Source organism: Mycobacterium sp. NGS66 (assembly GCF_059812225.1).
Map to the genome: position 1 here is coordinate 206587 of NZ_JCALCG010000005.1, position 25845 is coordinate 232431.

Consider the following 25845-nt stretch of genomic DNA (forward strand, 5'->3'; position numbering starts at 1 on the left):
GCCAGGGTCTCACCGTTCCTGCAAGCCACTTGCATCCAGGTTCTGACCAAACCTACAGTCGGGACTGTTGCGTTCTGCCCGATGCGGAAGGACGGCATGGCCAGCACCGAGCTCGACCGGCTCCCATCGTGGTGGTCCAGGTTGCGCGACATGCTCGAACCGGCGGAATGGTGGCGGCTGGCATCGATGCTGGCGGTAATCGCCGCGCTGCATCTGGTCGGCTGGATCACCTTGGTGTTCTTCGTGAATCCCGCCGCACTCAGTTTGGGCGGCAAGGCATTTGGGATCGGCGTCGGTGTGACGGCGTATACCCTGGGCCTGCGGCACGCCTTCGACGCCGACCACATCGCTGCCATCGATAACACCACCCGCAAGCTGATGAGCGATGGTCAGCGCCCCCTGGCGGTGGGCTTCTTCTTCTCCCTGGGCCACTCGACCGTCGTGTTCGCGTTGGCGGTGCTGCTGGCGACCGGGCTCAAGGCCATCGCCGGGCCGGTGGAAAGCGAATCGTCGGCTCTGCATCACTACACCGGCGTGATCGGTACCAGCATCTCGGGGATGTTCCTGTACCTGATCGCCGTCCTCAATGTCGTCATTCTGATCGGCATCCTGCGGGTCTTGACCCGGTTGCGCCGCGGCGACTACGACGAGGCTCAACTCGAGCGGCAACTGGACAACCGCGGGCTGATCAACCGTCTGCTCGGCCGCTTCACCAAGTCGATCACCAAGTCCTGGCACATGTACCCGGTCGGTCTGCTGTTCGGGCTGGGGTTCGACACCGCCACCGAGATCGCGCTGCTGGTCCTGGCCGGCACCAGCGCGGCGGCCGGACTGCCTTGGTATGCCATCCTGTGTCTGCCCGTGCTGTTCACCGCCGGCATGTGCCTACTGGACACCATTGACGGGTCGTTCATGAACTTCGCCTACGGCTGGGCCTTTTCCAATCCGGTGCGCAAGATCTACTACAACATCACCATCACCGCACTGTCGGTGGCCGTCGCTCTGCTGATCGGCAGCGTGGAACTGCTGAGCTTGTTCGCCGGGCAGTTCGGCTGGCGTGGGACGTTCTGGGACTGGATCGGCAGATTGGACCTCAACGCGGTCGGATTCGTCGTCGTCGGCATCTTCGTGTTGACCTGGGCAGTGGCGTTGCTCGTCTGGCGCTTTGGCCGGTTCGAGGAGAAATGGTCCTCCGGTTTCGGCGTTGAAAGCGGGACTTAGGTCCAGTTATCCACACTTGGAAGTTTGTCCACAACTTGGCGATCTGGCTCAGCATTCCGCGGGCAACTCCCACTAGATTCGAAAGTATGTTCGATGCCCAGTTGCCCGACGCCGCCGCGCTTCGCGACGCCGACGACGCGGCGGTGGTCGCCGCGATCGCCGAGGGCGCTCGGGTGGAAGCGGCCGCGGCGGCGCGCCGGCTTTCGGCCATCGCCGAGCTGGTGGCCCGCCGCGCCGAGGGTTCCACCGATCGGGCGCGCTGGTCGTGTGACAACTGGGACGCGATCGCCGCCGAGGTCGCCGCCGCCCAAGGGATCAGCCACGCCATGGCGTCGGGGCAGATGTATCTGGGGGTGGCGCTGCGTGACCGCCTGCCGAAGGTGGGCGCCCTGTTCGCGGCGGGTGCACTCAGCGTGCGGCTGGCCAGCTCGATCGTGTGGCACACCGCCTTGATCAAAGACCCCGACACGCTGGGCCTCGTCGATCAGCAACTGGCCGGCGACGCCACGCACTTCGGGCCACTGTCGGTGACCAAGACCGCCCAGGCCATCGACGCGATCGTGGATCGCCACGACCCCGCCGCGGTGCGCCGCGCCCGCGCGGGTGGGCGCGGACGCGACGTGGTGATTGGCCCCGCAAACGACCACTCGGGCACCGCGAACCTATGGGGCTGCTTGTTCGCCCACGACGCCGCCGTCTTGGAGCGCCGGCTCACCCAGATGGCCCACGACGTGTGCGCCGAGGACCCGCGCACCGTCGCCCAGCGCCGCGCCGACGCGTTGGGCACGCTGGGCGCCGGAGGAGAGCGGCTGGTCTGTGGCTGCGGACGCCCCGAATGCCCCACCGGTTCTGATCCCGATCCGCGCGCGGCCGCGGTGGTCATCCACGCCGTCGCCGAGCAGGCCACCCTGGACGCGGAACCCGACCCGCACACCTCCGGTGAGCCACCGTCGCGCCCGATCACCCCGGACATGACTGTGGCCGAGGCGCTGGCCCCCGACCCCGAACCCGACCTGCCGGCTGGGCCGCGGCCACCGGCGGCTCACCTGCTCAGCGGCGGCTGGACGCTGCCGGCTTCGATGGTGGCCGAGCTGATCCGCAGGGGCGCCCAAGTCCGCGAGGTGCGCCACCCCGGCGACGCTCCACCAGAGCCGGGGCATCGGCCCTCGGCCGCCCTGGAGCGCTTCGTGCGCTCCCGCGATATGACGTGTCGGTTCCCCGGATGCGATCACCCCGCCGAGTTCGCCGATATCGATCACACCATCGCCTGGCCGTTGGGGCCCACTTGCGCGTCCAACCTCAAGTGCCTGTGCCGAAAACACCACTTGCTCAAGACTTTTTGGACCTCCTGGCGCGACGAGCAACACCCCGACGGCACCATCGTGTGGACCTCGCCCAGCGGTCAGCAATACGTGACCCGTCCGGGTAGCCGGTTGCTGTTTCCCGCGCTGTGTTTGCCCACCGGCGAAATACGCACCGCCCCCAACACTTACCGCTCATCGCGGAATCGCGGCGTGATGATGCCCACCCGCCGGCGCACCCGAGAACAAGACCGCGCCGCGCGCATCGACGCCGAACGCCAAGCGAATCTGCTTGCCTTGCAAGCCGAACGCCGACAACCCCAGGTGCCCACTTTCCGTCCCCCGCCACCCGGCGACAGCGACGACGACCCGCCCTTCTGAGTACAGGTCAACGGACAGCCGCCATTCGCCGGGCACGCCCTTGAGCTGGTGAGTGCCGCGGTCTTCGAATGAGCACGATTCGGGTGTAGAAAAGGGCCATGCACGAGCTGTCGCTCTGCGAGGCGATCGCCGGTGTGGTCAAGACGTACGCCGACGGCCGGCACGTCGACGTCGTCCGCGTCCGGGTCGGCGCACTGCGCCAGGTGGTGCCGGAATCGCTGTCGTTCTGCTGGACCCTGGTCCGGGACTCCGAGAACATGCCCGACGCCGAGCTTGAACTCGAGTGCGTCACCGCCGAAGTGAAGTGCCGGTCCTGCGGCGAACAGTCCGAGATCACCTCCGCGTGGTCGATCTGGTGCCCGCAGTGTGACAGTCCCGATGTCGAGGTGCTGCGCGGCAACGAGTTTCTGGTGACGTCGTTGGACGTCTCGTGAAAGGTGTTCATTATGGGTAGGTTTCACCGGCACGACGACGGTACCGTGCATTCCCACGAGTATGAGCACGAGCACGATGACTTTCACGCCTATCAGACCGGGAAACAGCGCGTCGACGTCTTGCAGGCGATCTTCGCCGAGAACGACCAGCTGGCCGACGTCAATCGGGCAGCGTTCGACAGCAACGGGATCCGTGCGCTGAACCTGATGAGTTCGCCGGGCTCAGGTAAGACGACCGTGCTGCAGGCCACGCTCGATGCGCTGGCCGGTGAGTTCGCCATCGGGGTGATCGAAGGCGATATCGCCACCGACCTGGATGCGGCCAAGCTCAGCGGCCGCGGGGCCCAGGTGTCTCTGCTGAACACCAGCAACGGGTTTGGCGGTGAATGCCACCTCGACGCGCCGATGGTCAGCCGCGCATTGCCCGGGCTGGACCTTCGGCAGCTGGATTTGGTGATCATCGAGAACGTGGGCAACCTGGTCTGCCCGGCGGAGTTCGACGTCGGCGAGCACGCCAAGGCGATGGTCTATTCCGTCACCGAGGGGGAAGACAAACCGCTGAAGTATCCGGTGATGTTCAGATCGGTAGATGCGGTGCTGCTGAACAAGATTGACTTGGTTCCGCATCTGGACGTCGACGTCGACGCCTATATCGCGAACGTCCGCCAGGTCAACGCGGCGGCGACGATCCTGCCGGTCAGCGCCCGCACCGGAGCCGGCATGCCAGCCTGGTTCGGCTGGCTGCGCAGGTTCGCTATTGCAAATGACTTGCAAGACAACGTAAAACGTTAGACCAGCTGCATTTTTCACCACCACGCTGACATTGACAACACCCGATGGCGGGAGTAGACCCAGAAACAACGCCGCGCAAGTGGGCCGACGGTCGACTCCGGCGGCGGAGGGGCCTCAGCCCGCCCCGGAAAGCTGCAGCATGCCAACGGAAGCAGCAGTCAAAGCAGAAGAAGCATTGATCCACGTGCTCTGGATCAACGCTGGTCTCAGTTGTGATGGCGATTCGGTGGCGTTGACTGCCGCCACCCAGCCCAGCGTGGAAGAGATCGCCCTCGGCGCACTACCCGGCCTGCCACAGGTCGCCGTGCACTGGCCCCTGATCGACTTCGAATGCGGACCGACGGGAGGGGCCGATGATTTCCTTTCATGGTTCTTCAAAGCCGACCGGGGCGAGCTCGAGCCCTTCGTATTGGTCGTCGAAGGCTCCATTCCCAACGAGAAGATCAAGGACGAGGGTTACTGGTGCGGGTTCGGCAACGACCCGGCGACCGGCCAGCCGATGACCACCAGCGAGTGGCTGGACCGGTTGGCCCCCAAGGCCACTGCGATCGTCGCCGTCGGCACCTGTGCCACCTACGGCGGCATCCATGCGATGGCCGGCAACCCCACCGGCGCCATGGGCGTACCCGATTACCTCGGTTGGGATTGGAAGAGCAAGGCCGGCATCCCGATCGTCTGTGTGCCCGGGTGCCCGATCCAGCCGGACAACCTGTCGGAGACGCTGACCTACCTGCTCTACATGGCTACCGACCAGGCGCCGATGATTCCGCTCGACGAGGCGCTGCGCCCAAAGTGGTTGTTCGGCAACACCGTGCATGAAGGCTGCGACCGGGCCGGCTACTACGAGCAAGGTGATTTCGCCACCGAGTACGGGTCGCCGAAATGCATTGTCAAACTGGGTTGTTGGGGCCCGGTCGTCAAGTGCAACGTGCCCAAGCGCGGCTGGATCAACGGCATCGGCGGCTGCCCGAACGTCGGCGGCATCTGCATCGGATGCACGATGCCGGGCTTCCCGGACAAGTTCATGCCGTTCATGGACGAGCCCCCGGGCGGCAAGGTGTCGACCACCGCTTCGGGTCTGTACGGCAGCGTGATTCGCAACCTGCGGGGCATCACGGCTCGCACCGTCGACAAAGAACCGCGCTGGCGCCACAAGGGCACCAAGCTCGAGACCGGAGCCCGCCGCACCTGGTAGGTCGCGGCCGGATCGATTTCCCCTAGCCTCCCCAAGAGCCCTGCGGGCGGAGAGTAGTAATAGCGATGACAACCATCATTCCCGAACCGACGCAAGCCAGCCGGGAACCCGGCCAACTCGTCGAAATGGCCTGGGATCCGATCACCAGGATCGTCGGCAGCCTCGGCATCTACACCAAGATCGATTTCGAGAACCGAGAAGTCGTCGAGTGCCACAGCACCTCGTCGATCTTCCGCGGCTACTCGATCTTCATGAAGGGCAAGGACCCGCGCGACGCCCACTTCATCACCAGCCGCATCTGCGGCATCTGCGGCGACAACCACTGCACCTGCTCGTGCTACACGCAGAACATGGCCTACGGCGTCAAGCCGCCGCACCTCGGTGAGTGGCTGATCAACCTCGGCGAGGCCGCGGAATACATGTTCGACCACAACATCTTCCAGGAGAACCTGGTCGGCGTCGACTTCTGCGAGAAGATGGTCTCCGAGACCAACCCGAGCGTGCTCGCCAAGGCGGAGAACACCGCGGCGCCGCATGCCGACGCGCATGGGTACAAGACGATTGCCGACATCATGCGCTCGCTGAACCCGTTCAGCGGCGAGTTCTACCGGGAAGCGCTTCAGGTCAGTCGATGGACCCGAGAAATGTTCTGCCTCATGGAGGGTCGCCACGTGCACCCGTCCACCCTGTATCCCGGTGGCATCGGCACCGTCGCGACCATCCAGCTGATGACCGACTACATGACCCGGCTGATGCGGTACGTGGAATTCATGAAGAAGGTCGTCCCCATGCACGACGACCTCTTCGACTTCTTCTACGAAGCCCTGCCCGGCTACGAGAAGGTCGGGCTGCGGCGCACCCTGCTCGGTTGCTGGGGGTCCTTCCAGGATCCCGAAGTGTGCAACTTCGCGTACAAGGACATGGAGCGCTGGGGCAACGCGATGTTCGTCACCCCGGGCGTGGTGGTGGACGGCAAGCTGGTCACCCACTCGCTGGTGGACATCAACCTCGGTATCCGGATCCTGTTGGGCAGTTCGTATTACGACGACTGGACCGACCAGGAGATGTTCGTCAAGACCGATCCGCTGGGCAACGCGGTGGACCGGCGTCACCCGTGGAACCAGCACACCAACCCGCACCCGCAGAAACGCGATATGGACGGCGGCAAGTACAGCTGGGTGATGTCGCCGCGCTGGTTCGACGGCAAGGACCACCTGGCGCTGGACACCGGCGGCGGGCCACTGGCTCGGCTGTGGGCGACCGCGCTGGCCGGCCTGGTCGACATCGGCTATGTCAAGGCGACCGGTAGCAGCGTCAAGATCAACTTCCCCAAGACCGCCCTGAAGGGTCCGGTGGAATTCGAGTGGAAGATCCCCAAACACGGCAGCAACACCATCGAGCGGGACCGGGCCCGGACCTACTTCCAGGCTTATGCCGCGGCGTGCGGGTTGCACTTCGCCGAGAAGGCACTGGAGGAAATCCGCGCCGGCCGCACCAAGACCTGGGAGAAGTTCGAGGTGCCCGACGAGGCGATCGGCTGCGGCTTTACCGAGGCGGTTCGCGGCGTGCTGAGTCACCACATGGTGATCCGGGACGGCAAGATTGCCAACTACCACCCGTACCCACCGACCCCATGGAACGCCAACCCGCGGGACAGCTACGGCACTCCGGGCCCATACGAGGACGCGGTGCAGGGGCAACCGATATTCGAGGAGAACGACCGGGAGAACTTCAAGGGCATCGACGTCATGCGCACGGTGCGCAGCTTCGATCCGTGTCTGCCCTGCGGTGTGCACATGCACCTGGGCAACGGAAAGACGCTGGAGAGACTGCACACACCGACTCAGTCACCCGTCGGAGAGTGACTGATGGCGGATCGCCCGGAACTTTCTGGCAGCGACACGCAATGGCGTACGGCGGGCGATCGGATCCAGACTCTGCTGGATTCCTGTGCGGCGGGAGGTGCGGCCGCATATGAACGTGCCCAGGAACTGGTCCGGGAGGTGGTCGGGCTCTACGGAGCCGCGCTGGAACGGATCATGCAGCTCGCCCAGACCTCGGGCGCCGATGCGGCGTTAGCCGAGCGGCTGGCCACCGACGACCTGGTGGCCAGCCTGCTCCTGGTACACGGCCTGCATCCGCACGACCTGCGCCGCCGCGTCTCCGATGCGCTGGACCGGGTCCGGCCTTACCTGGGCTCGCATGGTGGGGATGTCGACCTGCTTGAGATCACCGACGACGGCGTCGTGCGGCTGGCATTCACCGGTAGTTGCAAGAGTTGCCCGTCGTCGGCGGTGACGCTGGAGCTGGCCGTGCAGGACGCCATCCGCGCAGCGGCACCGGAGATCGCCTCGATCGAGGTGGTGGCGGCCGGCAAGGACCGCGTGATTCCCGCGGAATCGCTTATGGCGCAACTGCATTCCAACGGGCACGGCCCGACCAGCTGGTACCCGGTGCCAGAGGTGGCCGATTTGGCGCCCGGCGAGGTCGGTGGCTTCCTGGTCGCCGGCACGGCGATGCTGGCCTGCCGGGTGGGTGACCAGGCGCTGGCTTACCGCGACCACTGTCCGATATGCCGAGACTCGCTGGCCGGTGCAAGACTGACCGGGGCGCTGCTGCGGTGCCCGCGCTGCCAGACGGATTTCGACGTCGTGCACGCCGGTTGCGGTCCCGGCGGTGTTCATCTCGAGCCGCTGCCGCTGTTACCCCGTGACGGCGTGCTGTCGGTGGCGCTGCGTAGCGAAGGCACAACGGTGCCGGTATGACCACCCCGTACGATGTGCTGGCCCGGATCAGCGGCAACCGCCCACTTGCCGAACCGGCCGGCGAGCGCTGCGAGATGTGCTCCGAGCCGATCGCCGACGAGCATCAGCACGTCGTCAATGTCGCAGGGCGCCAATTGATGTGCGTCTGCCGCGCCTGCTATCTGCTGTTTACCGACACGCAAGCCGAGCTGCGATACCGGGCGGTGCCCGACCGGTATTTGTCCTTCCCGGATTGTGCGCTGGACCGTCGCGCCTGGGAAGCGCTGCAGATCCCGGTCGGCGTTGCCTTCTTCTTCACCAACTCGGCGCTGGGCCGCACCGTCGCCTTATATCCCGGACCGGCTGGAGCATGCGAATCAGAACTGGACCTGACCGCCTGGGACAGCTTGCGCGGTGCCGACTGGCGGATCGGGTTGCCGGCCGATGACGTGGAGGCGCTGCTGGTCCGCGTTCCCGAAGCGGGCGAGGACGGCGAAGCGGGCCGGCCACAAAGTTATCTGGTCCCGATCGACGCCTGCTACGAGTTCGTCGGGCGGCTACGGATGCTGTGGCGGGGGTTTGACGGCGGCCAGCAGGCACGCGAGTTCATCGACGGCTTCTTCGCGCGGATCGCGGCCCGCGCCCAGCGGATGCCACGGGAGGCGCCGCGATGACGACACCCCGGCCGACCGACGTGACCTTCACCGTGCTGGACGTGGCGCCCGAGCCCTACGCGGTCACGCCGGTGCTTGCCGCCCGGATCGGCGTGGCCGCCGCTGGCGGTGACCCGGTGCACGCCATCGCGCTGCGCTGCCAGGTGCGCGTCGAGCCGGTGCGGCGGTCGTACTCCGACGAGGAAGCCGCCGGATTGCGCGATCTCTTCGGACCTCGGGAACGCTGGGCGTCCACCCAACGCACCTTCCTCTGGCAGCACTGCGCCGCAATGGTGCCGGGATTCACCGGCAACACCACGATCGTGCTTCCACTGGACTGCACCTACGACTTCGAGGTCGCGGCCGCCAAGTACCTGCACGCGCTGCGCGACGGCGCGCTGCCCCTCCAATTCCTGTTCAGCGGAACGATTTTCGCCAAGTCCGAACGCGGCTTCTCGGTGCAGCAGGTGTCCTGGGACTGCGAGGACCGTTACGACATGCCGGTCACGGTCTGGCGGGAGCTGATCGCCCAGCACTATCCGAATACCGGCTGGGTGCGGATGAGTCATGACACCATCGCCGCACTGTCCCGCTACAAGTCCGCGCGTGGCATGTTGGACTTCGATCACGCGGTGATCGCGTTGCTGGCCGGCGCGTCTGAACCGGAGGGCGCCCGGTGACGCCCGCGCCGTCAATGGATCGCGTCCGGGCCGTCGCCGACGCGGTGTTGTACGAGGGCTACCTGCTCTACCCGTACCGCGCCACTTCGAGCAAGAACCAATCCCGTTGGCAATTCGGTGTTCTGGGTCCGCCGGGCGCCGACGCCGCCGGGCTGGGCGAGGACGACACGATGGCGGCCCAGTTTCTGGTCGACGGTGCGCGGGCGATCACGCTGGTGGTGCGGTTCCTGCAGTTGCAGCATCGCCGCGCCGAACGCGAAATCGACGGCGTATTCGTGCCGGTCGAGGAACTAACCGCCGCATCCGGGTCATGGCTGACCTGGGACGAGGCGGTCGAATGTGAAGCGTCCTTCGGTCCGCTGGCCCTCGACGACGGCGACCAGTGCTGGACACTGCCGGTGACCGCGTCGCAAGAGACCGCTGTCGAACCCGTCGACGGCGGCCGACTGGTACGCGAGCGTCAGCAGGTGCGCGCCGAATTGACCGTACGCACCGAACCCGCAGCAGCGCGCCTGCTGCGGGTCTCCGCGCAACTCCGCAACGTCGGCGAGGCCGCAATCGACAAAAAGGACGCGATCGCACGCTCTCTGATCGGCGCTCACGTCATCGCCGAAGTCGTCGGCGGCCGGTTCGTCTCGCTGCTGGAGCCGCCGCCCGGCGCGGCCGACGCTGCGTCACGGTGCCGGCAACACCGGTGCTTCCCGGTGCTGGCCGGACCACCCGGCACCGATGAGATGCTGCTGGTTTCGCCGATCATCCTCTACGACCATCCCGAGGTCGCCGAGGAGAGCAACGCCGCGCTGTACGACTGCACGGAGATCGACGAGATCCTGACTCTGCGGGTGATGACCATGACCGACGAGGAGAAGGCGCAGGCCCGGGCGACCGACCCGCGGGCGGCGCAGATCATCGACCAGTGCGACACCATGTCGCCCGAGGCCATGGCGCGACTGCACGGTGTGTTGCGCGACCCCGGGCTGGTTCCCGAGGTACCGGCCGGAGTCGACTGGTGGGATCCATTGGCAGACAACGCCGTTCGACCGGAGATCGACGCCGTACTGGTGAACGGGACGCCGGTCTCCCGCGGCAGCCGGGTGAGGTTGCGGCCGCGGCGTACCGCCGACGCCCAGGACATCTTCGTCGCCGGCAAGACCGCCCGGGTCACCTCCGTGCATGAGGACGTGGAGGGCAACAAGCATGTCGCCGTCGTGGTCGAGGATGACCCGGCCGCCGACCTGCACGACTGGTATGGCCGCTACCTGTACTTCTCCCCCGACGAAGTTGAACCCATTGATCCGCAAGATATTTCGGTAAACCCTGAAAGGAGCTCACGATGGAATTGTTAGGCTGGGTGTTCCTTGCTCTCATCGCGATCGTGGTCGTGTCGGCAGCGGCGATGGGATTGATATCCCTGCCCGATGCCAAACGCTATCTTCGGCTGAGACGCATGTAGCCTGGCAGAGTAGCCCATGGCAGCACGCATTCTGGTCGCCGGAATCGGCAATATCTTCCTGGGAGACGACGGGTTTGGCTCCGAGGTGGTTCGGCACGCCGAGATACCCCAGGACGACTCCGTGCGTGTGGTGGACTACGGGATCCGCGGCATGCATCTGGCCTACGACCTGCTCGAGGATTGGGATTCGCTGGTCCTCGTCGACACCGTGCCGAGCCAGGGCCGTCCGGGCGCCCTGCACGTGTTCCAGGCTGATTGCCACACCGACTGCGGCGCACCGGGTTTGGATGCTCACGGCATGGACCCGGGAACCGTCTTCGCCAGCCTCCGCGCCCTGGGCGGCGAGCCGCCGTACACCGTCGTGGTCGGCTGCGAAGCCGAAAGCGTCGAGGAAGGGATCGGACTCAGCGATCCGGTGGCCGAAGCCGTGCCCCGGGCCGCTCGCGCCGTGCAGGAGATCGTCGCGGCGCTGCGCACCGGGGCTCCGACGCGGGAGGAGTGTTGAGCAGATGTGTCTGGGCATACCCGGTCAAGTAATCCGGATGCTGGATGGCTACGGTAACCAACTCGCGCTGGTCGATGTCACCGGTGAACAGCGCAAGGTCAACGTCGGCATGCTTCCCGACGAGACATTCGCGCCCGGTGATTGGGTGATCATCCACATGGGCTTCGTCGTCGAAAAGACCGACCGCGCCGGAGCCGAGCAGGCGATGGCCGGTCTGGAGTTGATGGGCCGCGGCCCCAGCGACCCGGGGGTCGGCTGATATGACCGACACCCCTGTGCTGACCGCCGTGGTTCCGCGAACCGCCGATGTTCGGCAGCGGTTCACCGTGACCGGCGTCGTCCAAGGGGTCGGCTTTCGTCCCTTCGTCCACCGCATCGCGACAGAGCTGGGACTGGCCGGTTTCGTCGGAAACGATTCGGGCGCGGTCTTTCTCGAGGTGCAGGGCGACCGCGCACGCATCGACGAATTCGCCGGGCGGCTGCGTGCCGAGGCGCCACCTCTGGCGCGGATCGGCACTGTGTCGTCCGTCGACATCGCACCGGAAACCGAGGGCCGCAACGGGTTCCACATCGTGGCCAGCCGGACCGCGGCCGGTGCCGGCACCCCCATTCCCCCCGATATCGCGGTGTGCGACGACTGTCTGGCCGAGTTGTTCGACCCCAGCGACCGGCGCTACCGGCACCCGTTCATCACCTGCACCAACTGCGGGCCCCGATTCACCATCATCAGTGCGTTGCCCTATGACCGTCCGGCCACCACGATGGCCACGTTCGACATGTGCGAGCGATGCGCCGCCGAATACCACGACCCGGCCAATCGCCGGTTCCATGCCCAACCGATAGCCTGCCCGAATTGCGGTCCGTCGCTGTGGTTCTCGTCGACGGCCGGGCGCATCGGCGAAGCCGATGCCGCGCTGGCGGCCGCCCAACGCGCGCTGGCGGCCGGTTCGGTGGTGGCGATCAAGGGGATCGGCGGTTACCACCTGGCATGCGCGGTCGACGACGACATGGCGGTCGGTGCGCTGCGGGCCCGAAAGGCGCGGGGGGCAAAGCCTTTCGCCATGCTGGTGCGTGACCTTGACGTCGCTCGGCGCTACGCGTTCGTCGACGAGGACGAGGCCGCCGTGTTGCGCAGCGCGGCCCGGCCGATCGTGCTGTTGCGGCGGCACGCCCGTGCGCCGGTGGCCGGGGGCGTCGCGCCGGGCAGCCCACTGTTCGGGTTGATGCTGCCCTACTCCCCGATTCATCACCTGCTGCTATCGCCCGTGCCCGGCGCCGGCACGCCGGTGCCCGACGCGCTGGTTCTCACCAGCGCCAATCGTTCCGACGAACCGATCTGCTTCACCGACGACGACGCCGCGCGCAGGCTTCCCGCGCTGTGCGACGCCGTCCTGGATCACGACCGCCCGATCCACGTGCCGTGCGACGACTCCGTGGTGCGCGTGGTCCACTGCGCTTCCGCTCGCGCTGATGAGTTGCCCGTCCGGCGGTCGCGTGGTTACGCGCCGCTGCCGGTGGATCTCGGCATCGACGGGCCCGCCGTGTTGGCGGTCGGCGGGGAGCTCAAGAACACCTTCTGCCTTACCGACGGCCCACGCGCGTACCTGTCGGGACACATCGGTGACATGGGCACCTGGGAGACGCTGCGGGCGTTCGAGCGGGCGGTCGGACAGCTCAGTGAAATACGCGGCAGCCCGGCACGATTGGCCGCCGATTTGCATCCGGGATATCACACCCGCAGCTGGGCCGAACGGCACGCACGGGGACGACCGCTGGATCTGGTCCAGCACCATCACGCGCATGTCGTTTCGTTGCTCGCCGAGCACGGCCGCCTCGGTGAACCCATCATCGGCGTCGCGTTTGACGGCACCGGCTTCGGCTGCGACCAGACCATCTGGGGCGGAGAGATCCTGCGGCTCGGCCGCGACAGCCACCGCTTCGTACGGGCGGGCCACCTGTTGCCGGTGCCGCTGCCCGGCGGTGACGCGGCGGTGCGCAATCCATGGCGAATGGCGCTGTCCCAACTGTGGGTGGCCGGCATCGAGTGGACTGCCGACCTCGCGCCGGTCCGTGCGGCGGCGCCGGGCGAATTACGGTTGATCCGTTCGCAATTGGAGAGCGGGACCGGGTGTGTGCCGTGTTCGAGCATGGGCCGGCTGTTCGACGCGGTCGCCGCTTTGCTCGGGGTGCGGCAGCGGATCGATTACGAGGGCCAGGCCGCAATCGAACTCGAGGCATTGGCCGACTCGGTCCGCGGCGATCTGGCGCGGCCCCTGCCGTCGCTGTCACTGACGGTGCGGCACGACGGGGTGATGGATCCGGCGCCGATGGTGCGGGCGCTGGTGTCGGCGCTGCAGACCGGCGACCCTCCGGCGCCGCTGGCGGCGGCGTTCCACCTCGCGGTCGCGGATGCCGTCGCCACTACCGTCGGACAGCTCGCCGGCGCCGTGCGACTGGTGGGCCTCACCGGTGGCGTGTTCCAGAACGTGCTGCTGCTCCGGGCATGCCGGGAACGGTTGCAGCGGGCCGGGTTTGACGTGCTGACCCATCACCTGGTGCCGCCCAACGACGGCGGCCTGGCGCTGGGCCAGGCGGCTATCTCCGTTATGACGGCACGGGAGGAGGGCTGACCGTTGAATGCCACCACCGCGATCGACCGCGGCCTGAGCGCCGAGCTCGCCGCAGACCTGGCCGCCACCGCGCTCACCTTGGCGAAGCGATTCGCGGCCGGGGCCACCATGTGGTCCATCGCACCCGCGTGGCAACCGCATGCCATGCACATCGCGGTCGAGTTCGTCCACCCGGTGATCATGGGCAAACGCGCACTGCCCGCGGTCGCCCTGACCGGCCCGGACCTGGTGGACCTGGTCCGGGTGTCAGTCCGGCCGGGCGACATCGTGATTGCCGTCTCCGCCGCGGACGACCCTGCGGTGTGTTCGGTGATGCGCCGCAGCCCGGCGTGGGGGGCCGGCACCGTCTGGATCGGCAGCGGGCAGCGGCCGACGGCGGGCCTGGCCGACCACGTGCTGTGGCTGGACGATCCCGACCCGCGGATACCCGCGACGGGCGGCTTCGTGCTGTTCTACCACCTGCTGTGGGAGTTGACCCACGTGTGTTTCGAGCATCCCGGCTTGCTCAAAACATCAGGCGCCGAGGATGTTTGCGTCACCTGCAGCGACGAGGGCCGGCCGGGCGAGGTTATGGCTGCTTCGACGCAGGGGTCAGCGACCGTGCGCACCGCGCGTGGCGTCGAGGACGTGGTGACCACGCTCATCGGGCCGGTCGCCGCGGGCGATCTGGTGCTGGTGCATGCCGGTACGGCGATCAGCCGCATGGAGAACGTCCGATGAGCGACGACGAACCCACCAACTTCCTCTACCCGTTCATCGATGCGCAAGAGGACGATTCCCAGTCGCTGCTCACCGACCTGGCCGCCTCCGCTCAGGCCAAAGCGGCCGAGAGCCTGGCGCTGCGGCGCTCCACGCTGGAAGCCAACGCCGACCTGCTGACCGAGGCCGCCAGCGAGATGGCACGCCGATTTGCCTCGGGCGCAAGGATGTTCACCTTCGGAAACGGCGGCAGCTGTACCGACTGCACAACGCTGGCCTGGTTGTTCGCCCGGCCACCGATGGGCAGGCCGCTGCCCGCCTGGTCGTTGACCGCAGATCAGGCCATCATCACCGCCCTGGGCAATGACGTCGGATTCGAGCTCGTCTTCGCCCGCCAGTTGATCGCGCGCGCCAAGGCCGGCGACATCGCCATCGCCATGTCGACCAGCGGCGGCTCGCCCAATCTGCTGGCGGCGCTGGCCGAGGCCCGGCAGCGTGGCATGTACACCATCGGCTTCGCCGGATATGACGGCGGCGCATTCGTCAACAACCCGAATGTGGACGTCTGCTTCGTCGTTCGGTCGCAGAGCGTGCACCGAATCCAGGAGTCGCAAGCACTATTGGGATACCAGCTGTGGCTGGCGGTCCATGAGCACGACGACCGAGGCTTGGGGGCGGCATGAGCCGGCCCAGCGAATACCTGTCCTCCGGCCCAAGGTTCGGCGAGGGCGAGGTGATCGAGCGGATCGAGTCGTTCCGCCGACGTCGCCCGCGGCTGCTCGACGAGCACGTCACCCTGGCGCACGGCGCGGGCGGTAAGGCATCGGCGGCACTGGTCGACGCGGTGTTCCTGGAGGCGTTCCGCAATCCGCTCCTCGAGTCGCTCGGGGACGGCGCGGTGCTCACCCTGCCCAGCGGCGAGCGGCTGGCGATGTCGACCGATTCATTTGTGGTGCAGCCCAGGCGTTTTCCCGGCGGATCCATCGGGAAGCTCGCGGTGCACGGCACCTGCAACGACCTGGCGATGGCCGGAGCCGTGCCGTCCTGGATCTCGGCGGCGTTCGTGCTCGAAGAGGGTTTCCCGATCGCCGAGCTCAAGGACGTCGTGGCGGACATGGCGGCCGCCGCCGCGAACGCGGGTGTTCAGATCGTCGCCGGTGACACCAAGGTGGTGCCCAAAGGCGCCGCGGACGGGATGTTCGTCACCACCACCGGCGCCGGCGTCGTTCCGGTGGGACGGCGACTGGATGCGCGGGCGGTGCGCGCCGGCGACAAGGTGTTGCTGTCCGGCACGATGGGCGACCACGGCATGGCCGTCATGCTGGCCCGCGGTGACCTGGCCATCGAGGCCGACATTCACTCCGACACCGCCTCGGTCAGCCCGCTGGTGGAACTGCTGCTGGCGGCTGCGCCGTCCACCCGTTGGCTGCGCGACGCCACCCGCGGTGGGGTGGGCACCGTCTGCAACGAATTGGCCCAGGCCTGCGGACTCGGGGTCTTGCTCGAAGAGGAGCGACTTCCGGTGCGGCCCATGGTCAGCGGCGCCTGCGAGCTGCTCGGCATCGACCCACTCTATGTCGCCAACGAGGGCAAGTTCGTCGCCGTCGTCGCGGCGGAGGAGGCCGAGGCGGGGCTGGCCGCATTGCGGTCGCATCCCTTGGGTGCCGACGCGGCCGACGTCGGCGAGATTGTCGCCGAACCCGCCGAAAGCGTGGTGCTGCGTACCGGATTCGGCGGCACCCGGATCGTCGACATGCTCGTCGGTGACCCGCTGCCGCGAATCTGCTGAACTTGGGAAAGGAGGTGCGCCTGCAATGTGTCTCGGCATTCCGGGTCGGATCGTACAGATCACCGACCGCGCAAACTATTTGGCGAAGGTGGACGTGAGCGGCGTGCAGCGCACGATCAGCGTTCGGCTGCTGGAGAACGACATGCCCGAGCCCGGCGACTGGGTGCTCGTACACGTCGGCTTCGCGATGGCCAAGATCGACGAGACGGAAGCGTTGCTGACCCTGGCCGCCGTCAAGAAACTCGGCGAGGCCTATACCACCGAGATCGAAGCCTTCGACTCCTCTGCCATTGTGTAAGGAACCGCAATGAAATTCGTCGACGAATTCCGCGATCCGGCCGCTGCCCGCAAATTGCTTTCTGCCATAGAGCATTTGGCGGGTCATGACGAGCACTTCAAGTTCATGGAGGTGTGCGGCGGACACACCCACACCATCTACCGCCACGGCATCGAACACCTGCTACCCGAGAATGTCGAACTGGTGCACGGCCCGGGTTGCCCGGTCTGCGTTATCCCGATGGGCCGCATCGACGACGCGATGTGGTTGGCCAGTCAGCCCGATGTCGTCTTCACCTGCTTTGGCGACATGATGCGGGTGCCGGGGTCGTCCGGCAGCCTGCTGGACGCCAAGGCGCGCGGCGCCGACGTGCGGTTCGTCTACTCCCCCCTCGACGCGCTGAAGATCGCGGTCGACCGTCCCGACAAGCAGGTGGTGTTCTTCGCCATCGGCTTCGAGACCACCGCGCCATCGACTGCAGTGACCCTGGTGCGTGCCCGCGACCTGAGATTGCGCAATTTCAGCGTGTTCTGCAACCACGTCATGATCGTGCCGCCGATCAAGGCCATCCTGGAGTCACCCGATTTGCGGCTGTCCGGTTTCATCGGCCCCGGGCACGTCTCGACCGTCGTCGGCAACCGGCCCTACCGGTTCGTACCCGAGGTGTACCGAAAGCCGTTGGTAGTGGCCGGCTTCGAGCCGCTGGACATCCTGGCCGCCGTGGCCATGCTGCTCCGGCAGATCCGGGAGGGTCGGTGCGAGGTGGAGAACCAGTACACGCGGGTGGTTCCCGAGCATGGCAACCCGGCCGCGCTGGCGCTGATGGGTCAGGTGTTCGCGTTGCGCCCGCACTTTGAATGGCGCGGACTGGGATTCATCTCGCAGAGCGCGCTGCGGCTGCACGACGACTTCGCGGAGTTCGACGCCGAGCTGCGGTTCGCGATGCCCGGGGTCCGGGTGGCCGACCCCAAGGCATGCCAGTGCGGCGAGGTGCTCAAGGGTGTGCTCAAGCCTTGGGAGTGCAAGGTTTTCGGCACCGCATGCACCCCGGAGACGCCGATCGGGACGTGCATGGTGTCCCCGGAGGGAGCGTGCGCGGCCTACTACAACTTCGGGCGGTTGCATCGGGATGCGGTCAAGCTGGTGGGGCAGTCCGGACGAGGCTGACATGGCCGGTCCAGATCACCGCGGCGTCGAGATGTTCGCCCGGTATGCCTACGCCCCCAACGCGCTTGGCTTTTGCGGTCCGCCGTTGGGCGCGACCCTGCGTGACGGCTCGGTGGACCACGTGCGGCGTGCCGCGACCAAGTTCTCCGGCGCCTGGCCGTACCTGCGGGTGCTGTCCAGCCTGACCGGCATCGCCGACCCATTGGATCAGCGGCTGGTCGGGTCATATTGGCTCGGCGGTGGCGTCGGTGCCGGCCTCGATCCGGCTGCGTTCTTCGACGAACTGCTGACCATCATTGGCCCGCAGGCGGGCCGCTACTGGTCGCATCTGACGCCGGACTTGGCCGGCGAGGCGGCGGCAAACCACTGCTTTCACGTGTTCGGGGTGTATCCGTGGACGCGGTTTTTGGGACGCGGTATGGACGAACACCCGCTGATGGTACTGGACAATTGCCGGATCACTTGGGGGACAGTCGTTTCCCGCGATGCCGACCAGGTCGAGGTGTTGTGCCGGAAGCTGATCTGGGATGGTGCGACGCTGCGCCTGTCCGCGCCGTCGCAACGCCGGCTCGAGGTATGGGCCGATGGTTATAGCGCGGTGCCCGACGTGGCCGTCGGTGACGAGGTTGCGATGCATTGGGGCCGGCTGTGCGGCCGGTTGGGACCGCGGCAGGTCGAGGCGCTTGCCGAGAGTACGGATCGCCAATTGGGCGTGACCAGCCGTCGGCTGGTGCATGTCTAGCCGCCAGCGGTGATCGCAAGCGCGGCGGAGCCGGGCGAAGCGGGTCACCGCCATCAAGCCCAGCCCGTGCCAAACTGACCGGATGGCCGGCTCAATCCGCGACGTCTTGCCGGCTGCGGCGACGATGCTCGGTGTCCCCGGTGTGAGCGGCGCGCCGGTGCTGCCAGGTTTTCTCGGCGGCCTCGACCGGGTCGACCGGGTGGCGGTGGTGCTCGTCGACGGGTTGGGCTGGCACCTGCTGCCCCAGCTGGCCGGTGACGCGCCATTGCTCGCCTCCGTGCTCACCGGCAGCGTGGGACGGCTGCAGGAGCTTGCCTGCACCTTCCCCTCGACGACACCGAGCAGCCTGGTGTCGCTGGGCACCGGCGTGCAGCCGGGCCAGCACGGCATCCTGGGGTTCACGCTCAACATCCCCGGCACCGATCGCGTACTCAGCCACATCACCTGGCGCGACGATCCACCGCATCGGCAATGGCAGCCGCTGCCCAGCTGGTTCGAACGGCTGAATCGGGCCAGAGTCAGCGCGCGCGCCGTGCTGCCGGAGTGGTTCATCGGCAGCGGACTGACGGATGCGGCATATCGGGGCGCGCAGTTTCGTCCCAGTGGGCCTAGTGAGGATTACGCCCGGCACGTGATTGACGAGCTGCGCTCGGCACCCGGACTGGTCTACGGCTACACTGCCGCACTGGATACCGCGGCCCACCTGTTCGGCATCGGTTCACCGCAGTGGCATGAAGCGGCCGCGCAGGTCGATGCGCTGTTGACCCGGCTCGTCGAGAACCTGCCGCCGAATGCGGCGTTACTGGTGACCGCCGACCACGGCGGTCTGAATGTTCCGCCGGAGGCACGGGTCGACCTCGGCACTGACCCGGTGCTGGCTGCCGGGGTGCGAGTGGTTGCTGGCGAGCCGCGGGTGCGCTACTTGCACACCGAGCCCGGGGCCGCAACCGATGTGTGCGCCACGTGGAGCGAGGTGCTTGACGGACGGGCCGATGTCTACCTGCGCGACGAGGCTGTCGGCACCGGAATGTTCGGGCCGGTGAACCCTCGATTCCTGCCTCGGATCGGCGACGTCGTCGTCGTGTGCACCGGCTGCACGGCGGTGCTGGCGACCGGTCGCGAACCACCGGAAACGGCTCGTCTCATCGGTTTTCACGGCGGGGCCACGGCCGCCGAAATGGCGATACCGCTCATCGTTTTCCACGCTGGCTCGTGACAGGTCTTGGCGCAGCACATTTGAAAGTTCCAACGGAACCTCATATCGATTTCAAACCTGCTGACCGGCCTCGGAATGATCGCGTTGTTATACGGTTGAGCCACTGTGAATGTTCCGACCGCGGCCAAAAATCAACGGTGGCAAGCGACCATCCTGATCCTTGCCGCACTTGGTTTGCTTCTTGCCGTTCTCGCCGGTAACCCGTTGCACGCCAAGCTGATAACAGCTGCAACACCGCAGTCGCTGACGACGCTGGATTCCGGTTCGGGGCAGTCCGACCACGAATCCCTCTCCGGCAGCTCGCCGACGAATCACATCTGGTTCAAAACCACTGCGATGAAACGCAATCGGCAACCCTCGACACGCACCGAAGCCCAATCATCGTCGCCGATCGTGCTGTCCGCCTTAGGATTTAGATCAAGCGACGCCGACCCGGGCGCGCATGTGACCATTCCCGTTGCTGGACAAGACATCTTGTGCCAATTCTGCACCGCTCGGTGCTGACGGTCAGCCAGCGCCGCGACACGCCGGCGCAGCGAAGCGATCAAGATATGCCGGAAGCAGCTCACCTCACCAGCGTTTGACGAGGTCAGGCTCCACACCGGCAGGACACGACGAAGTCTCTAAGCGGTTTCAAAGAAACCTTCCAGGTTCAGAACACCGTCGTTAATGTACATTTAATTCATCGTGAACAAAAGGTATACAGCAGATGAACGGCTGCTTGCTGCAGCCATGGTCAGGACGGATAGCGATGAGTTTCGGGGCGTTGCCGCCGGAGGTCAACTCGGGGCGAATATACGAAGGCCCAGGTGCAGGGCCAATGCTGGATGCCGCCACAGCGTGGGACCGGCTGGCCGCTGGGCTTTACGACCAGGCGACCGCCTACCAGTCGGTCACCGCACAGCTCGCTGGAGGCTGGCAAGGCTCCGGAGCGATGGCGATGACCTCGGCCGTAGCGCCGCAGATAGCGTGGCTCAACGCCGCCGCCGGTCAGGCCCAGCAGGCCGCCAGCCAGGCCAAAGAGGCCGCCAGCGCCTATGAAACGGCGTACGCGGCGATGGTGCCCCCCGCGTTGATCGACGCCAACCGCGCGCTGCGGGCCTCACTGGCCTCGACGAACTGTCTGGGCCAAATCAGCGCCGCGATCGCCGACACCGACGCCGAATACGAACGGATGTGGGCGCAGGACGCTGACGCCATGTATGCCTATGCCCGCACGTCGGCGGCTGCCACGGAGCTGACGCCGTTCGCCTCGCCGCCCTTCGCCCTCGATCCAGTCGGGTTGGGGTATGCGACCTCGGCTTTGCTGGACGCGGACGAGATCTTGGCCAGCGGCAATCAGCTGATTCCGGCGGTCCCGCGGGCGCTGCGGGCGCTCGCCACATCGCCGGTCGCGGCGGCGGCCGCTGCGGCCGTCTTACCGGCACTTGCGAAACTGCGCAAGGTGCGGCTCGGGTTTGCCCGAGCGGCGAAGTCGGCCGCTGCTGCTGGCAGCGCCGTTGTCGGCGGCGCAGTCGAAGCGGGCTTCGGCCGCGGTAGGGCGCTCGGGAGCCTGTCCGTGCCGCGCGCTTGGGCGACGGCCACGGCGGTCGCGCCGGTCGCAGCGCCGGTGCAACGTAGGGGCTGGGTCTGTGAACAGATCGTCGAACCCGAATACAGCGAGCCACCGTTGTGGCCTTTGGCCCGTTGACAATTCACCCGGCTATAGCGGCGTCACGTAAGCCGAGCTGATACCGCCATCCACCAAGAAGGTCGATGCGGTGATGAATGACGCGTCGTCGCTGGCCAAAAAGGCGACTGCAGCAGCGATCTCGTCGGGCTCGGCGAAGCGACCGAGCGGCACATGCACCAGCCGGCGGGCGGCCCGCTGCGGATCTTTGGCGAAAAGCTCTTGCAGCAGAGGGGTATTGACCGGCCCCGGGCACAGCGCGTTCACCCGGATACCCTGCCGCGCGTATTGCACGCCGAGTTCGCGCGACATGGCCAGCACGCCGCCTTTGGAGGCGGTGTAGGAGATCTGCGAGGTCGCCGACCCGAGCACGGCGACGAACGATGCCGTGTTGATGATCGAGCCTTTCCCGGCCGGCGCCATGTGCCGCAGCGCTGCCCGGCAGCACAGGTACACCGACTTGAGATTGACATCTTGGACCCGTTGCCATGCCGCCAACCCGGTATTCTCGATCAGATCGTCCTCGGGCGGTGAAATGCCCGCGTTGTTGAAGGCGATGTCGACCGATCCGCAGAGCTGGGCCGCCGTGTCGAACAGTGCATTGACCGAGCTCTCATCCGAAACATCCACTGGCACAAACAGACCCGAAAGCGCTTCGGCCGCAGCCGCACCCGCGTCGGCGTCGATGTCCGCGACCACGATCGTGGCGCCTTCGGCGTGCATCCGCCGCCCAGCGGCCAGCCCGATTCCGCTGGCACCGCCGGTGATGACCGCCACCCGGCCGGCCAGGCGGCGCGTCAAGTCGATCACTGATCGCCCTCTCGGATCGCGATGAACACGTTCTTGGTTTCGGTGAATTGCAGTGGTGCGTCCGGCCCGAGCTCACGGCCCAGGCCCGACTGCTTGAATCCGCCGAACGGCGTGTGGTAGCGCACCGACGCGTGCGAATTCACCGATAGGTTCCCCGCTTCCACAGCCCGCGATACCCGCAGCGCCCGAGACAGATCGTCGGTCCAGATCGATCCGGACAGCCCGTAGGCGGTGTCGTTGGCCAGTGCGATCGCGTCGGCCTCGTCGTCGAAGGCCAGCACGGTGACCACCGGGCCGAAAATCTCCTCGGTGACGCAGCGGTCGGTGCGCGCAGGCGTCAGAACCGTTGGCGGAAACCAGAATCCGGGGCCTGACGGCGCGGTGCCGCGAAAGGCGACCGGCGCGTTGTCGGGGACGTAGGAGGCCACCTTGTCCCGATGTGGACGTGAAATCAGCGGACCCATGTCTGTTTCGCGGGAGCCGGGATCACCGACGACGACGCGCTGCACCGCCGGCTCGAGCAGCTCCATGAACCGGTCATAGACGCTGCGCTGCACCAGGATTCGGCTGCGAGCACAGCAGTCCTGCCCGGCGTTGTCGAACACCCCGGCCGGCGCGCTGGCCGCCGCGCGCTCTAGATCACAGTCAGCGAAGACGATGTTGGCGCTCTTACCGCCCAGTTCCAGCGTCACCCGCTTCACCTGAGCGGCCGCCCCGGCCAGCACCTTCTTGCCGACCTCGGTGGACCCGGTGAACACGATCTTGCGCACGTCCGGGTGGGTGACGAAGCGCTGGCCGACCACCGTACCCTGGCCCGGCAAGACCTGTAGCAGGTCGGCGTCCAGCCCGCTTTCGACGGCCAGCTCAGCGAGGCGCATGGTGGTCAGCGGTGTCCACTCGGCCGGTTTGACCAGCACCGCGTTGCCGGCGGCCAGGGCCGGCGCGATGCCCCAGGACGCGATCATCATCGGGAAGTTCCACGGCGTGATCACCCCGACGATGCCCAGCGGTTCGTGGAAAGTAACGTCCAGCCCGTCGGCGACGGGAATCTGCTTGCCGGACAAGCGTTCCGGGCTGCCAGCATAGAACGCCAGCACGTCACGGACATGGCCGGCCTCCCATTCGGCCGACGCGATCGGATGTCCGGAATTCGCCACTTCCAGCGCGGCCAGCTCGTCGACATGTGCATCGACGACGGCGGCGAACGCGCGCAGGCTCCCCGCCCGCTGCGCCGGTGACAACCGCGCCCAGCGCCGCTGTGCTGCGCGGGCCCGCGCCACCGCGTCGTCGACGGCGACCGCGTCGTTGTGCGCGACCGTTCCCAGCACTTCTTCAGTGGCGGGGTTGATCAGCTGCGCCGCGTTCGTCACTGCTGCACCGAGCTCATCCGGTACGCCCGCGCGGCATCGACGATTGCGGTGAACAACCGCAGGTCGTCCAGTGACTCTTCGGGATGCCACTGCACCGCGAGGACAAAGTTCTCACCCGGCAGCTCGAGCGCCTCGACGACGCCGTCGGCATCCCATGCGCTGACCACCAGGCCCGCACCCACCTCGGCGACCGCCTGATGGTGGTAGCAGCGCACTTCGGTGGACTCTCCGATCAGCCCGGCCAGCCGGGTGCCCGCCACGGTGCGCACCGGCAGCGTCGTGAACATCGCATTGCCGGCCCGGTGGCCGTGGTGGCCCAGCACCTCGGGCAGGTGTTGATGCAGCGTCCCGCCGAACGCGACGTTGAGCACCTGGGCGCCGCGGCAGATGCCCAGCACCGGCAGATTCCGTTGCAGCGCAGCGGCTAACAGCGCGAACTCCCAGGCGTCGCGGACCGCGCCGGGCGGGTCGGTCTCCGGATGGGGTTGCTGGCCGTAGGCGGCGGGGTCGACGTCCTTGCCCCCGGTGATCACCAGACCGTCCAGGCCGTCGAGCACCCGCCCGGCCGCGTCGGGATCCACCGGCTGCGGCGGCAGCAGCACCGCAATCCCGCCGGCCATGGTGACACCGTTGAAATAGCTCGCGGGCAGCAAACCCGCAGTGACATCCCACACTCCGGTCTGCGCGCGATCCAGGTAGGTCGTCAGGCCGATGACAGGCCTACAGCCGTTCAAAACCGCGCATCCTCTCCCAGTCGGTGACCGCCGCGTTGAAAGCCGCCAACTCGACGCGTGCGTTGTTCAAATAGTGCGCGACGACGTCGTCGCCAAAGGCCTCCCGCGCCACTGCCGAAGCCTCGAACAGCGCCGCGGCCTCGGCCAGCGTGGTGGGTAACCGCTCGGCTTCCGCGGCTTGGTATGCGTTACCGGTATACGGTTCCGGCGGCGCGAGGTCCTGTTCGATACCGTACAGGCCGCCGGCGATCAGCGCCGCCACCGCGAGGTACTGGTTGACGTCGCCGCCGGGAACCCGACATTCGACGCGGATGTTGCGCCCGTGCCCGACCACCCGCAGTGCGCAGGTCCGGTTGTCCAGTCCCCAGGCCAACGCCGTGGGCGCGAAGCTGCCGTCGGCAAAACGCTTGTAGGAGTTGATGTTCGGCGCGAAGAACAAGGTGAGCTCGCGCAGCGTGGCCAATTGGCCGGCGAGGAACTGGCGGAACAACGACGACATGCCGTACTGCCCACCGCCATCGGCGAACGCCGCGTTTTCGGAGCCGCCCCGGCCACGCAGCGAAAGATGGATGTGACAGCTATTGCCTTCGCGCTCATCGTATTTCGCCATGAACGTCAGGCTCTTGCCGTGCTGGTCGGCGATCTCCTTGGCGCCGTTCTTGTAGATGGCGTGGTTGTCGCAGGTGACCAGGGCGTCGTCGTAACGAAATCCGATCTCCTGCTGGCCCCGGTTGCACTCACCCTTGACGGCCTCGAACTGCAGTCCGGCGCCCTGCATGCCGAGCCGGATGTCGCGCAGCAGCGGCTCCATCCGAGACGACGCCAGGATCGCGTAGTCGATGTTGTAGTCGCTGGCCGGGGTCATGCCGCGGTAGCCGTCGGCCCAGGCCTGACGGTAGGACTGGTCGAACACGATGAACTCCAGCTCGGTGGCGACATCGGCGGCCAGTCCCCGCTCCCGCAGCCGGTCCAGCTGACGGCGCAGGACGGCGCGCGGCGAGACGGCGACCGCGCTGCCGTCGGCCCAGCTCAGGTCGGCGATCACCAGTGCCGTGCCGGGCAGCCAGGGAATGAGCCGAAACGTGGTGAGGTCCGGGGTCATCACCATGTCGCCGTAGCCGGTGTCCCAGCTCGACATCGCATAGCCGGACACGGTGTTCATCTCGACGTCGACGGCCAGCAGGTAGCTGCAGCACTCGGCGCCGTGCTCGGCCATTTCGTCGATGAAAAGCCGGGCCGACACCCGCTTGCCGACCAGCCGGCCCTGCATATCGGTGAACGCCACGATGACGGTGTCGACGTCGCCGGCCCCGACCAGTCGTTCCAGGTCGGCCCACGACAACAACGCAGAGCCCGGACCGGTCACAACACTTCCTCCCCGAA

27 protein-coding genes are annotated in these 25845 nt (G+C 66.9%); 23 read left to right on the forward strand and 4 right to left on the reverse strand.

Annotated elements, in window-relative coordinates; genetic code table 11:
• Positions 1–96 precede the first annotated feature (96 nt).
• The 23 genes from nicT (at position 97) to AC5Y2L_RS12790 (ending at position 21569) form a co-directional block, all read left to right on the forward strand.
• Positions 97–1221: a Nickel transporter NicT gene (nicT, locus tag AC5Y2L_RS12680; protein WP_499934838.1), complete on the forward strand. Its 1125-nt coding sequence runs from the start codon at positions 97–99 to the stop codon at positions 1219–1221.
• Positions 1222–1307: 86 nt separating this feature from the next.
• Positions 1308–2903, forward strand: coding sequence for an HNH endonuclease signature motif containing protein (locus AC5Y2L_RS12685; protein WP_499934840.1), 1596 nt, complete (start codon positions 1308–1310; stop codon positions 2901–2903).
• Between the two features lie 98 nt (positions 2904–3001).
• Positions 3002–3337, forward strand: a complete 336-nt coding sequence (locus AC5Y2L_RS12690; protein WP_499934842.1) for a hydrogenase maturation nickel metallochaperone HypA — start codon at positions 3002–3004, stop codon at positions 3335–3337.
• Between the two features lie 12 nt (positions 3338–3349).
• Positions 3350–4129: a hydrogenase nickel incorporation protein HypB gene (hypB, locus tag AC5Y2L_RS12695; protein WP_499934843.1), complete on the forward strand. Its 780-nt coding sequence runs from the start codon at positions 3350–3352 to the stop codon at positions 4127–4129.
• 139 nt (positions 4130–4268) lie between these two features.
• On the forward strand, positions 4269–5324 hold the full coding sequence (locus AC5Y2L_RS12700) for an NADH-quinone oxidoreductase subunit B family protein (protein WP_499934844.1): 1056 nt from the start codon (positions 4269–4271) through the stop codon (positions 5322–5324).
• A gap of 65 nt (positions 5325–5389) precedes the next feature.
• The gene (locus AC5Y2L_RS12705) at positions 5390–7189 is read left to right on the forward strand and encodes a nickel-dependent hydrogenase large subunit (RefSeq protein ID WP_499934845.1); all 1800 of its coding nucleotides are present in this window, start codon (positions 5390–5392) and stop codon (positions 7187–7189) included.
• A 3-nt stretch (positions 7190–7192) separates the two neighbouring features.
• Positions 7193–8089 (forward strand): NifU family protein, encoded by an 897-nt coding sequence (locus AC5Y2L_RS12710; protein ID WP_499934847.1) that lies wholly within the window; start codon positions 7193–7195, stop codon positions 8087–8089.
• On the forward strand, positions 8086–8742 hold the full coding sequence (locus tag AC5Y2L_RS12715) for a DUF5947 family protein (RefSeq protein ID WP_499934848.1): 657 nt from the start codon (positions 8086–8088) through the stop codon (positions 8740–8742). The genes AC5Y2L_RS12710 and AC5Y2L_RS12715 overlap by 4 nt, the downstream gene beginning before the upstream one ends.
• Positions 8739–9401: a DUF6084 family protein gene (locus tag AC5Y2L_RS12720; RefSeq protein ID WP_499934849.1), complete on the forward strand. Its 663-nt coding sequence runs from the start codon at positions 8739–8741 to the stop codon at positions 9399–9401. The genes AC5Y2L_RS12715 and AC5Y2L_RS12720 overlap by 4 nt, the downstream gene beginning before the upstream one ends.
• Before the next feature lie 14 nt (positions 9402–9415).
• Positions 9416–10747, forward strand: a complete 1332-nt coding sequence (locus AC5Y2L_RS12725; protein WP_499935038.1) for a hypothetical protein — start codon at positions 9416–9418, stop codon at positions 10745–10747.
• Positions 10735–10854, forward strand: coding sequence for a DUF6893 family small protein (locus AC5Y2L_RS12730; protein ID WP_499934850.1), 120 nt, complete (start codon positions 10735–10737; stop codon positions 10852–10854). Before AC5Y2L_RS12725 ends, AC5Y2L_RS12730 begins: the two co-directional genes overlap by 13 nt.
• Before the next feature lie 16 nt (positions 10855–10870).
• Positions 10871–11359, forward strand: a complete 489-nt coding sequence (locus tag AC5Y2L_RS12735) for a hydrogenase maturation protease (protein ID WP_499934852.1) — start codon at positions 10871–10873, stop codon at positions 11357–11359.
• 4 nt (positions 11360–11363) lie between these two features.
• Entirely contained in the window at positions 11364–11618 is a 255-nt protein-coding gene (locus AC5Y2L_RS12740) for a HypC/HybG/HupF family hydrogenase formation chaperone (RefSeq protein WP_499934853.1), read from the forward strand.
• A gap of 1 nt (position 11619) precedes the next feature.
• On the forward strand, positions 11620–13989 hold the full coding sequence (gene hypF, locus AC5Y2L_RS12745) for a carbamoyltransferase HypF (RefSeq protein ID WP_499934854.1): 2370 nt from the start codon (positions 11620–11622) through the stop codon (positions 13987–13989).
• A 3-nt stretch (positions 13990–13992) separates the two neighbouring features.
• On the forward strand, positions 13993–14709 hold the full coding sequence (locus tag AC5Y2L_RS12750) for a HypC/HybG/HupF family hydrogenase formation chaperone (protein WP_499934856.1): 717 nt from the start codon (positions 13993–13995) through the stop codon (positions 14707–14709).
• Complete coding sequence (locus AC5Y2L_RS12755; protein ID WP_499943994.1) at positions 14706–15371, forward strand: D-sedoheptulose-7-phosphate isomerase; 666 nt, start codon at positions 14706–14708, stop codon at positions 15369–15371. The genes AC5Y2L_RS12750 and AC5Y2L_RS12755 overlap by 4 nt, the downstream gene beginning before the upstream one ends.
• Entirely contained in the window at positions 15368–16477 is a 1110-nt protein-coding gene (gene hypE / locus AC5Y2L_RS12760) for a hydrogenase expression/formation protein HypE (protein WP_499934859.1), read from the forward strand. Before AC5Y2L_RS12755 ends, hypE begins: the two co-directional genes overlap by 4 nt.
• A gap of 25 nt (positions 16478–16502) precedes the next feature.
• Positions 16503–16775, forward strand: a complete 273-nt coding sequence (locus AC5Y2L_RS12765; protein WP_499934860.1) for a HypC/HybG/HupF family hydrogenase formation chaperone — start codon at positions 16503–16505, stop codon at positions 16773–16775.
• 9 nt (positions 16776–16784) lie between these two features.
• Positions 16785–17921, forward strand: coding sequence for a hydrogenase formation protein HypD (gene hypD / locus AC5Y2L_RS12770; protein WP_499934862.1), 1137 nt, complete (start codon positions 16785–16787; stop codon positions 17919–17921).
• A 1-nt stretch (position 17922) separates the two neighbouring features.
• Positions 17923–18663, forward strand: coding sequence for a DUF6390 family protein (locus tag AC5Y2L_RS12775; protein WP_499934863.1), 741 nt, complete (start codon positions 17923–17925; stop codon positions 18661–18663).
• A gap of 82 nt (positions 18664–18745) precedes the next feature.
• On the forward strand, positions 18746–19879 hold the full coding sequence (locus AC5Y2L_RS12780; protein WP_499934864.1) for an alkaline phosphatase family protein: 1134 nt from the start codon (positions 18746–18748) through the stop codon (positions 19877–19879).
• A gap of 105 nt (positions 19880–19984) precedes the next feature.
• Positions 19985–20383: a hypothetical protein gene (locus AC5Y2L_RS12785; protein WP_499934866.1), complete on the forward strand. Its 399-nt coding sequence runs from the start codon at positions 19985–19987 to the stop codon at positions 20381–20383.
• A gap of 247 nt (positions 20384–20630) precedes the next feature.
• The gene (locus AC5Y2L_RS12790; protein WP_499934868.1) at positions 20631–21569 is read left to right on the forward strand and encodes a PPE family protein; all 939 of its coding nucleotides are present in this window, start codon (positions 20631–20633) and stop codon (positions 21567–21569) included.
• Positions 21570–21581: 12 nt separating this feature from the next.
• On the opposite strand, the gene AC5Y2L_RS12795 is transcribed toward AC5Y2L_RS12790, so the two are convergent.
• The 4 genes from AC5Y2L_RS12795 to AC5Y2L_RS12810 are packed head-to-tail and all read right to left on the reverse strand — an operon-like array spanning position 21582 to position 25828.
• Positions 21582–22358 carry a 3-oxoacyl-ACP reductase gene (locus tag AC5Y2L_RS12795; protein WP_499934870.1) on the reverse strand — a complete coding sequence of 259 codons (777 nt, stop codon included), beginning with the start codon at positions 22356–22358 and terminating at the stop codon, positions 21582–21584.
• Complete coding sequence (locus AC5Y2L_RS12800; RefSeq protein WP_499934871.1) at positions 22355–23728, reverse strand: aldehyde dehydrogenase family protein; 1374 nt, start codon at positions 23726–23728, stop codon at positions 22355–22357. Before AC5Y2L_RS12800 ends, AC5Y2L_RS12795 begins: the two co-directional genes overlap by 4 nt.
• Positions 23725–24462 carry a gamma-glutamyl-gamma-aminobutyrate hydrolase family protein gene (locus AC5Y2L_RS12805; RefSeq protein WP_499934872.1) on the reverse strand — a complete coding sequence of 246 codons (738 nt, stop codon included), beginning with the start codon at positions 24460–24462 and terminating at the stop codon, positions 23725–23727. The genes AC5Y2L_RS12800 and AC5Y2L_RS12805 overlap by 4 nt, the downstream gene beginning before the upstream one ends.
• Complete coding sequence (locus AC5Y2L_RS12810; protein ID WP_499934874.1) at positions 24449–25828, reverse strand: glutamine synthetase family protein; 1380 nt, start codon at positions 25826–25828, stop codon at positions 24449–24451. The genes AC5Y2L_RS12805 and AC5Y2L_RS12810 overlap by 14 nt, the downstream gene beginning before the upstream one ends.
• Positions 25829–25845: the final 17 nt, after the last annotated feature.

Excerpts from the sequence above, each read along its gene's own strand:
- nicT (WP_499934838.1), top strand. The coding sequence starts at position 97 with ATGGCCAGCACCGAGCTCGACCGGCTCCCATCGTGGTGGTCCAGGTTG.
- AC5Y2L_RS12685 (WP_499934840.1), top strand. The coding sequence starts at position 1,308 with ATGTTCGATGCCCAGTTGCCCGACGCCGCCGCGCTTCGCGACGCCGAC.
- AC5Y2L_RS12690 (WP_499934842.1), top strand. The coding sequence starts at position 3,002 with ATGCACGAGCTGTCGCTCTGCGAGGCGATCGCCGGTGTGGTCAAGACG.
- hypB (WP_499934843.1), top strand. The coding sequence starts at position 3,350 with ATGGGTAGGTTTCACCGGCACGACGACGGTACCGTGCATTCCCACGAG.
- AC5Y2L_RS12700 (WP_499934844.1), top strand. The coding sequence starts at position 4,269 with ATGCCAACGGAAGCAGCAGTCAAAGCAGAAGAAGCATTGATCCACGTG.
- AC5Y2L_RS12705 (WP_499934845.1), top strand. The coding sequence starts at position 5,390 with ATGACAACCATCATTCCCGAACCGACGCAAGCCAGCCGGGAACCCGGC.
- AC5Y2L_RS12710 (WP_499934847.1), top strand. The coding sequence starts at position 7,193 with ATGGCGGATCGCCCGGAACTTTCTGGCAGCGACACGCAATGGCGTACG.
- AC5Y2L_RS12715 (WP_499934848.1), top strand. The coding sequence starts at position 8,086 with ATGACCACCCCGTACGATGTGCTGGCCCGGATCAGCGGCAACCGCCCA.
- AC5Y2L_RS12720 (WP_499934849.1), top strand. The coding sequence starts at position 8,739 with ATGACGACACCCCGGCCGACCGACGTGACCTTCACCGTGCTGGACGTG.
- AC5Y2L_RS12725 (WP_499935038.1), top strand. The coding sequence starts at position 9,416 with ATGGATCGCGTCCGGGCCGTCGCCGACGCGGTGTTGTACGAGGGCTAC.
- AC5Y2L_RS12730 (WP_499934850.1), top strand. The coding sequence starts at position 10,735 with ATGGAATTGTTAGGCTGGGTGTTCCTTGCTCTCATCGCGATCGTGGTC.
- AC5Y2L_RS12735 (WP_499934852.1), top strand. The coding sequence starts at position 10,871 with ATGGCAGCACGCATTCTGGTCGCCGGAATCGGCAATATCTTCCTGGGA.
- AC5Y2L_RS12740 (WP_499934853.1), top strand. The coding sequence starts at position 11,364 with ATGTGTCTGGGCATACCCGGTCAAGTAATCCGGATGCTGGATGGCTAC.
- hypF (WP_499934854.1), top strand. The coding sequence starts at position 11,620 with ATGACCGACACCCCTGTGCTGACCGCCGTGGTTCCGCGAACCGCCGAT.
- AC5Y2L_RS12755 (WP_499943994.1), top strand. The coding sequence starts at position 14,706 with ATGAGCGACGACGAACCCACCAACTTCCTCTACCCGTTCATCGATGCG.
- hypE (WP_499934859.1), top strand. The coding sequence starts at position 15,368 with ATGAGCCGGCCCAGCGAATACCTGTCCTCCGGCCCAAGGTTCGGCGAG.
- AC5Y2L_RS12765 (WP_499934860.1), top strand. The coding sequence starts at position 16,503 with ATGTGTCTCGGCATTCCGGGTCGGATCGTACAGATCACCGACCGCGCA.
- hypD (WP_499934862.1), top strand. The coding sequence starts at position 16,785 with ATGAAATTCGTCGACGAATTCCGCGATCCGGCCGCTGCCCGCAAATTG.
- AC5Y2L_RS12775 (WP_499934863.1), top strand. The coding sequence starts at position 17,923 with ATGGCCGGTCCAGATCACCGCGGCGTCGAGATGTTCGCCCGGTATGCC.
- AC5Y2L_RS12780 (WP_499934864.1), top strand. The coding sequence starts at position 18,746 with ATGGCCGGCTCAATCCGCGACGTCTTGCCGGCTGCGGCGACGATGCTC.
- AC5Y2L_RS12790 (WP_499934868.1), top strand. The coding sequence starts at position 20,631 with ATGAGTTTCGGGGCGTTGCCGCCGGAGGTCAACTCGGGGCGAATATAC.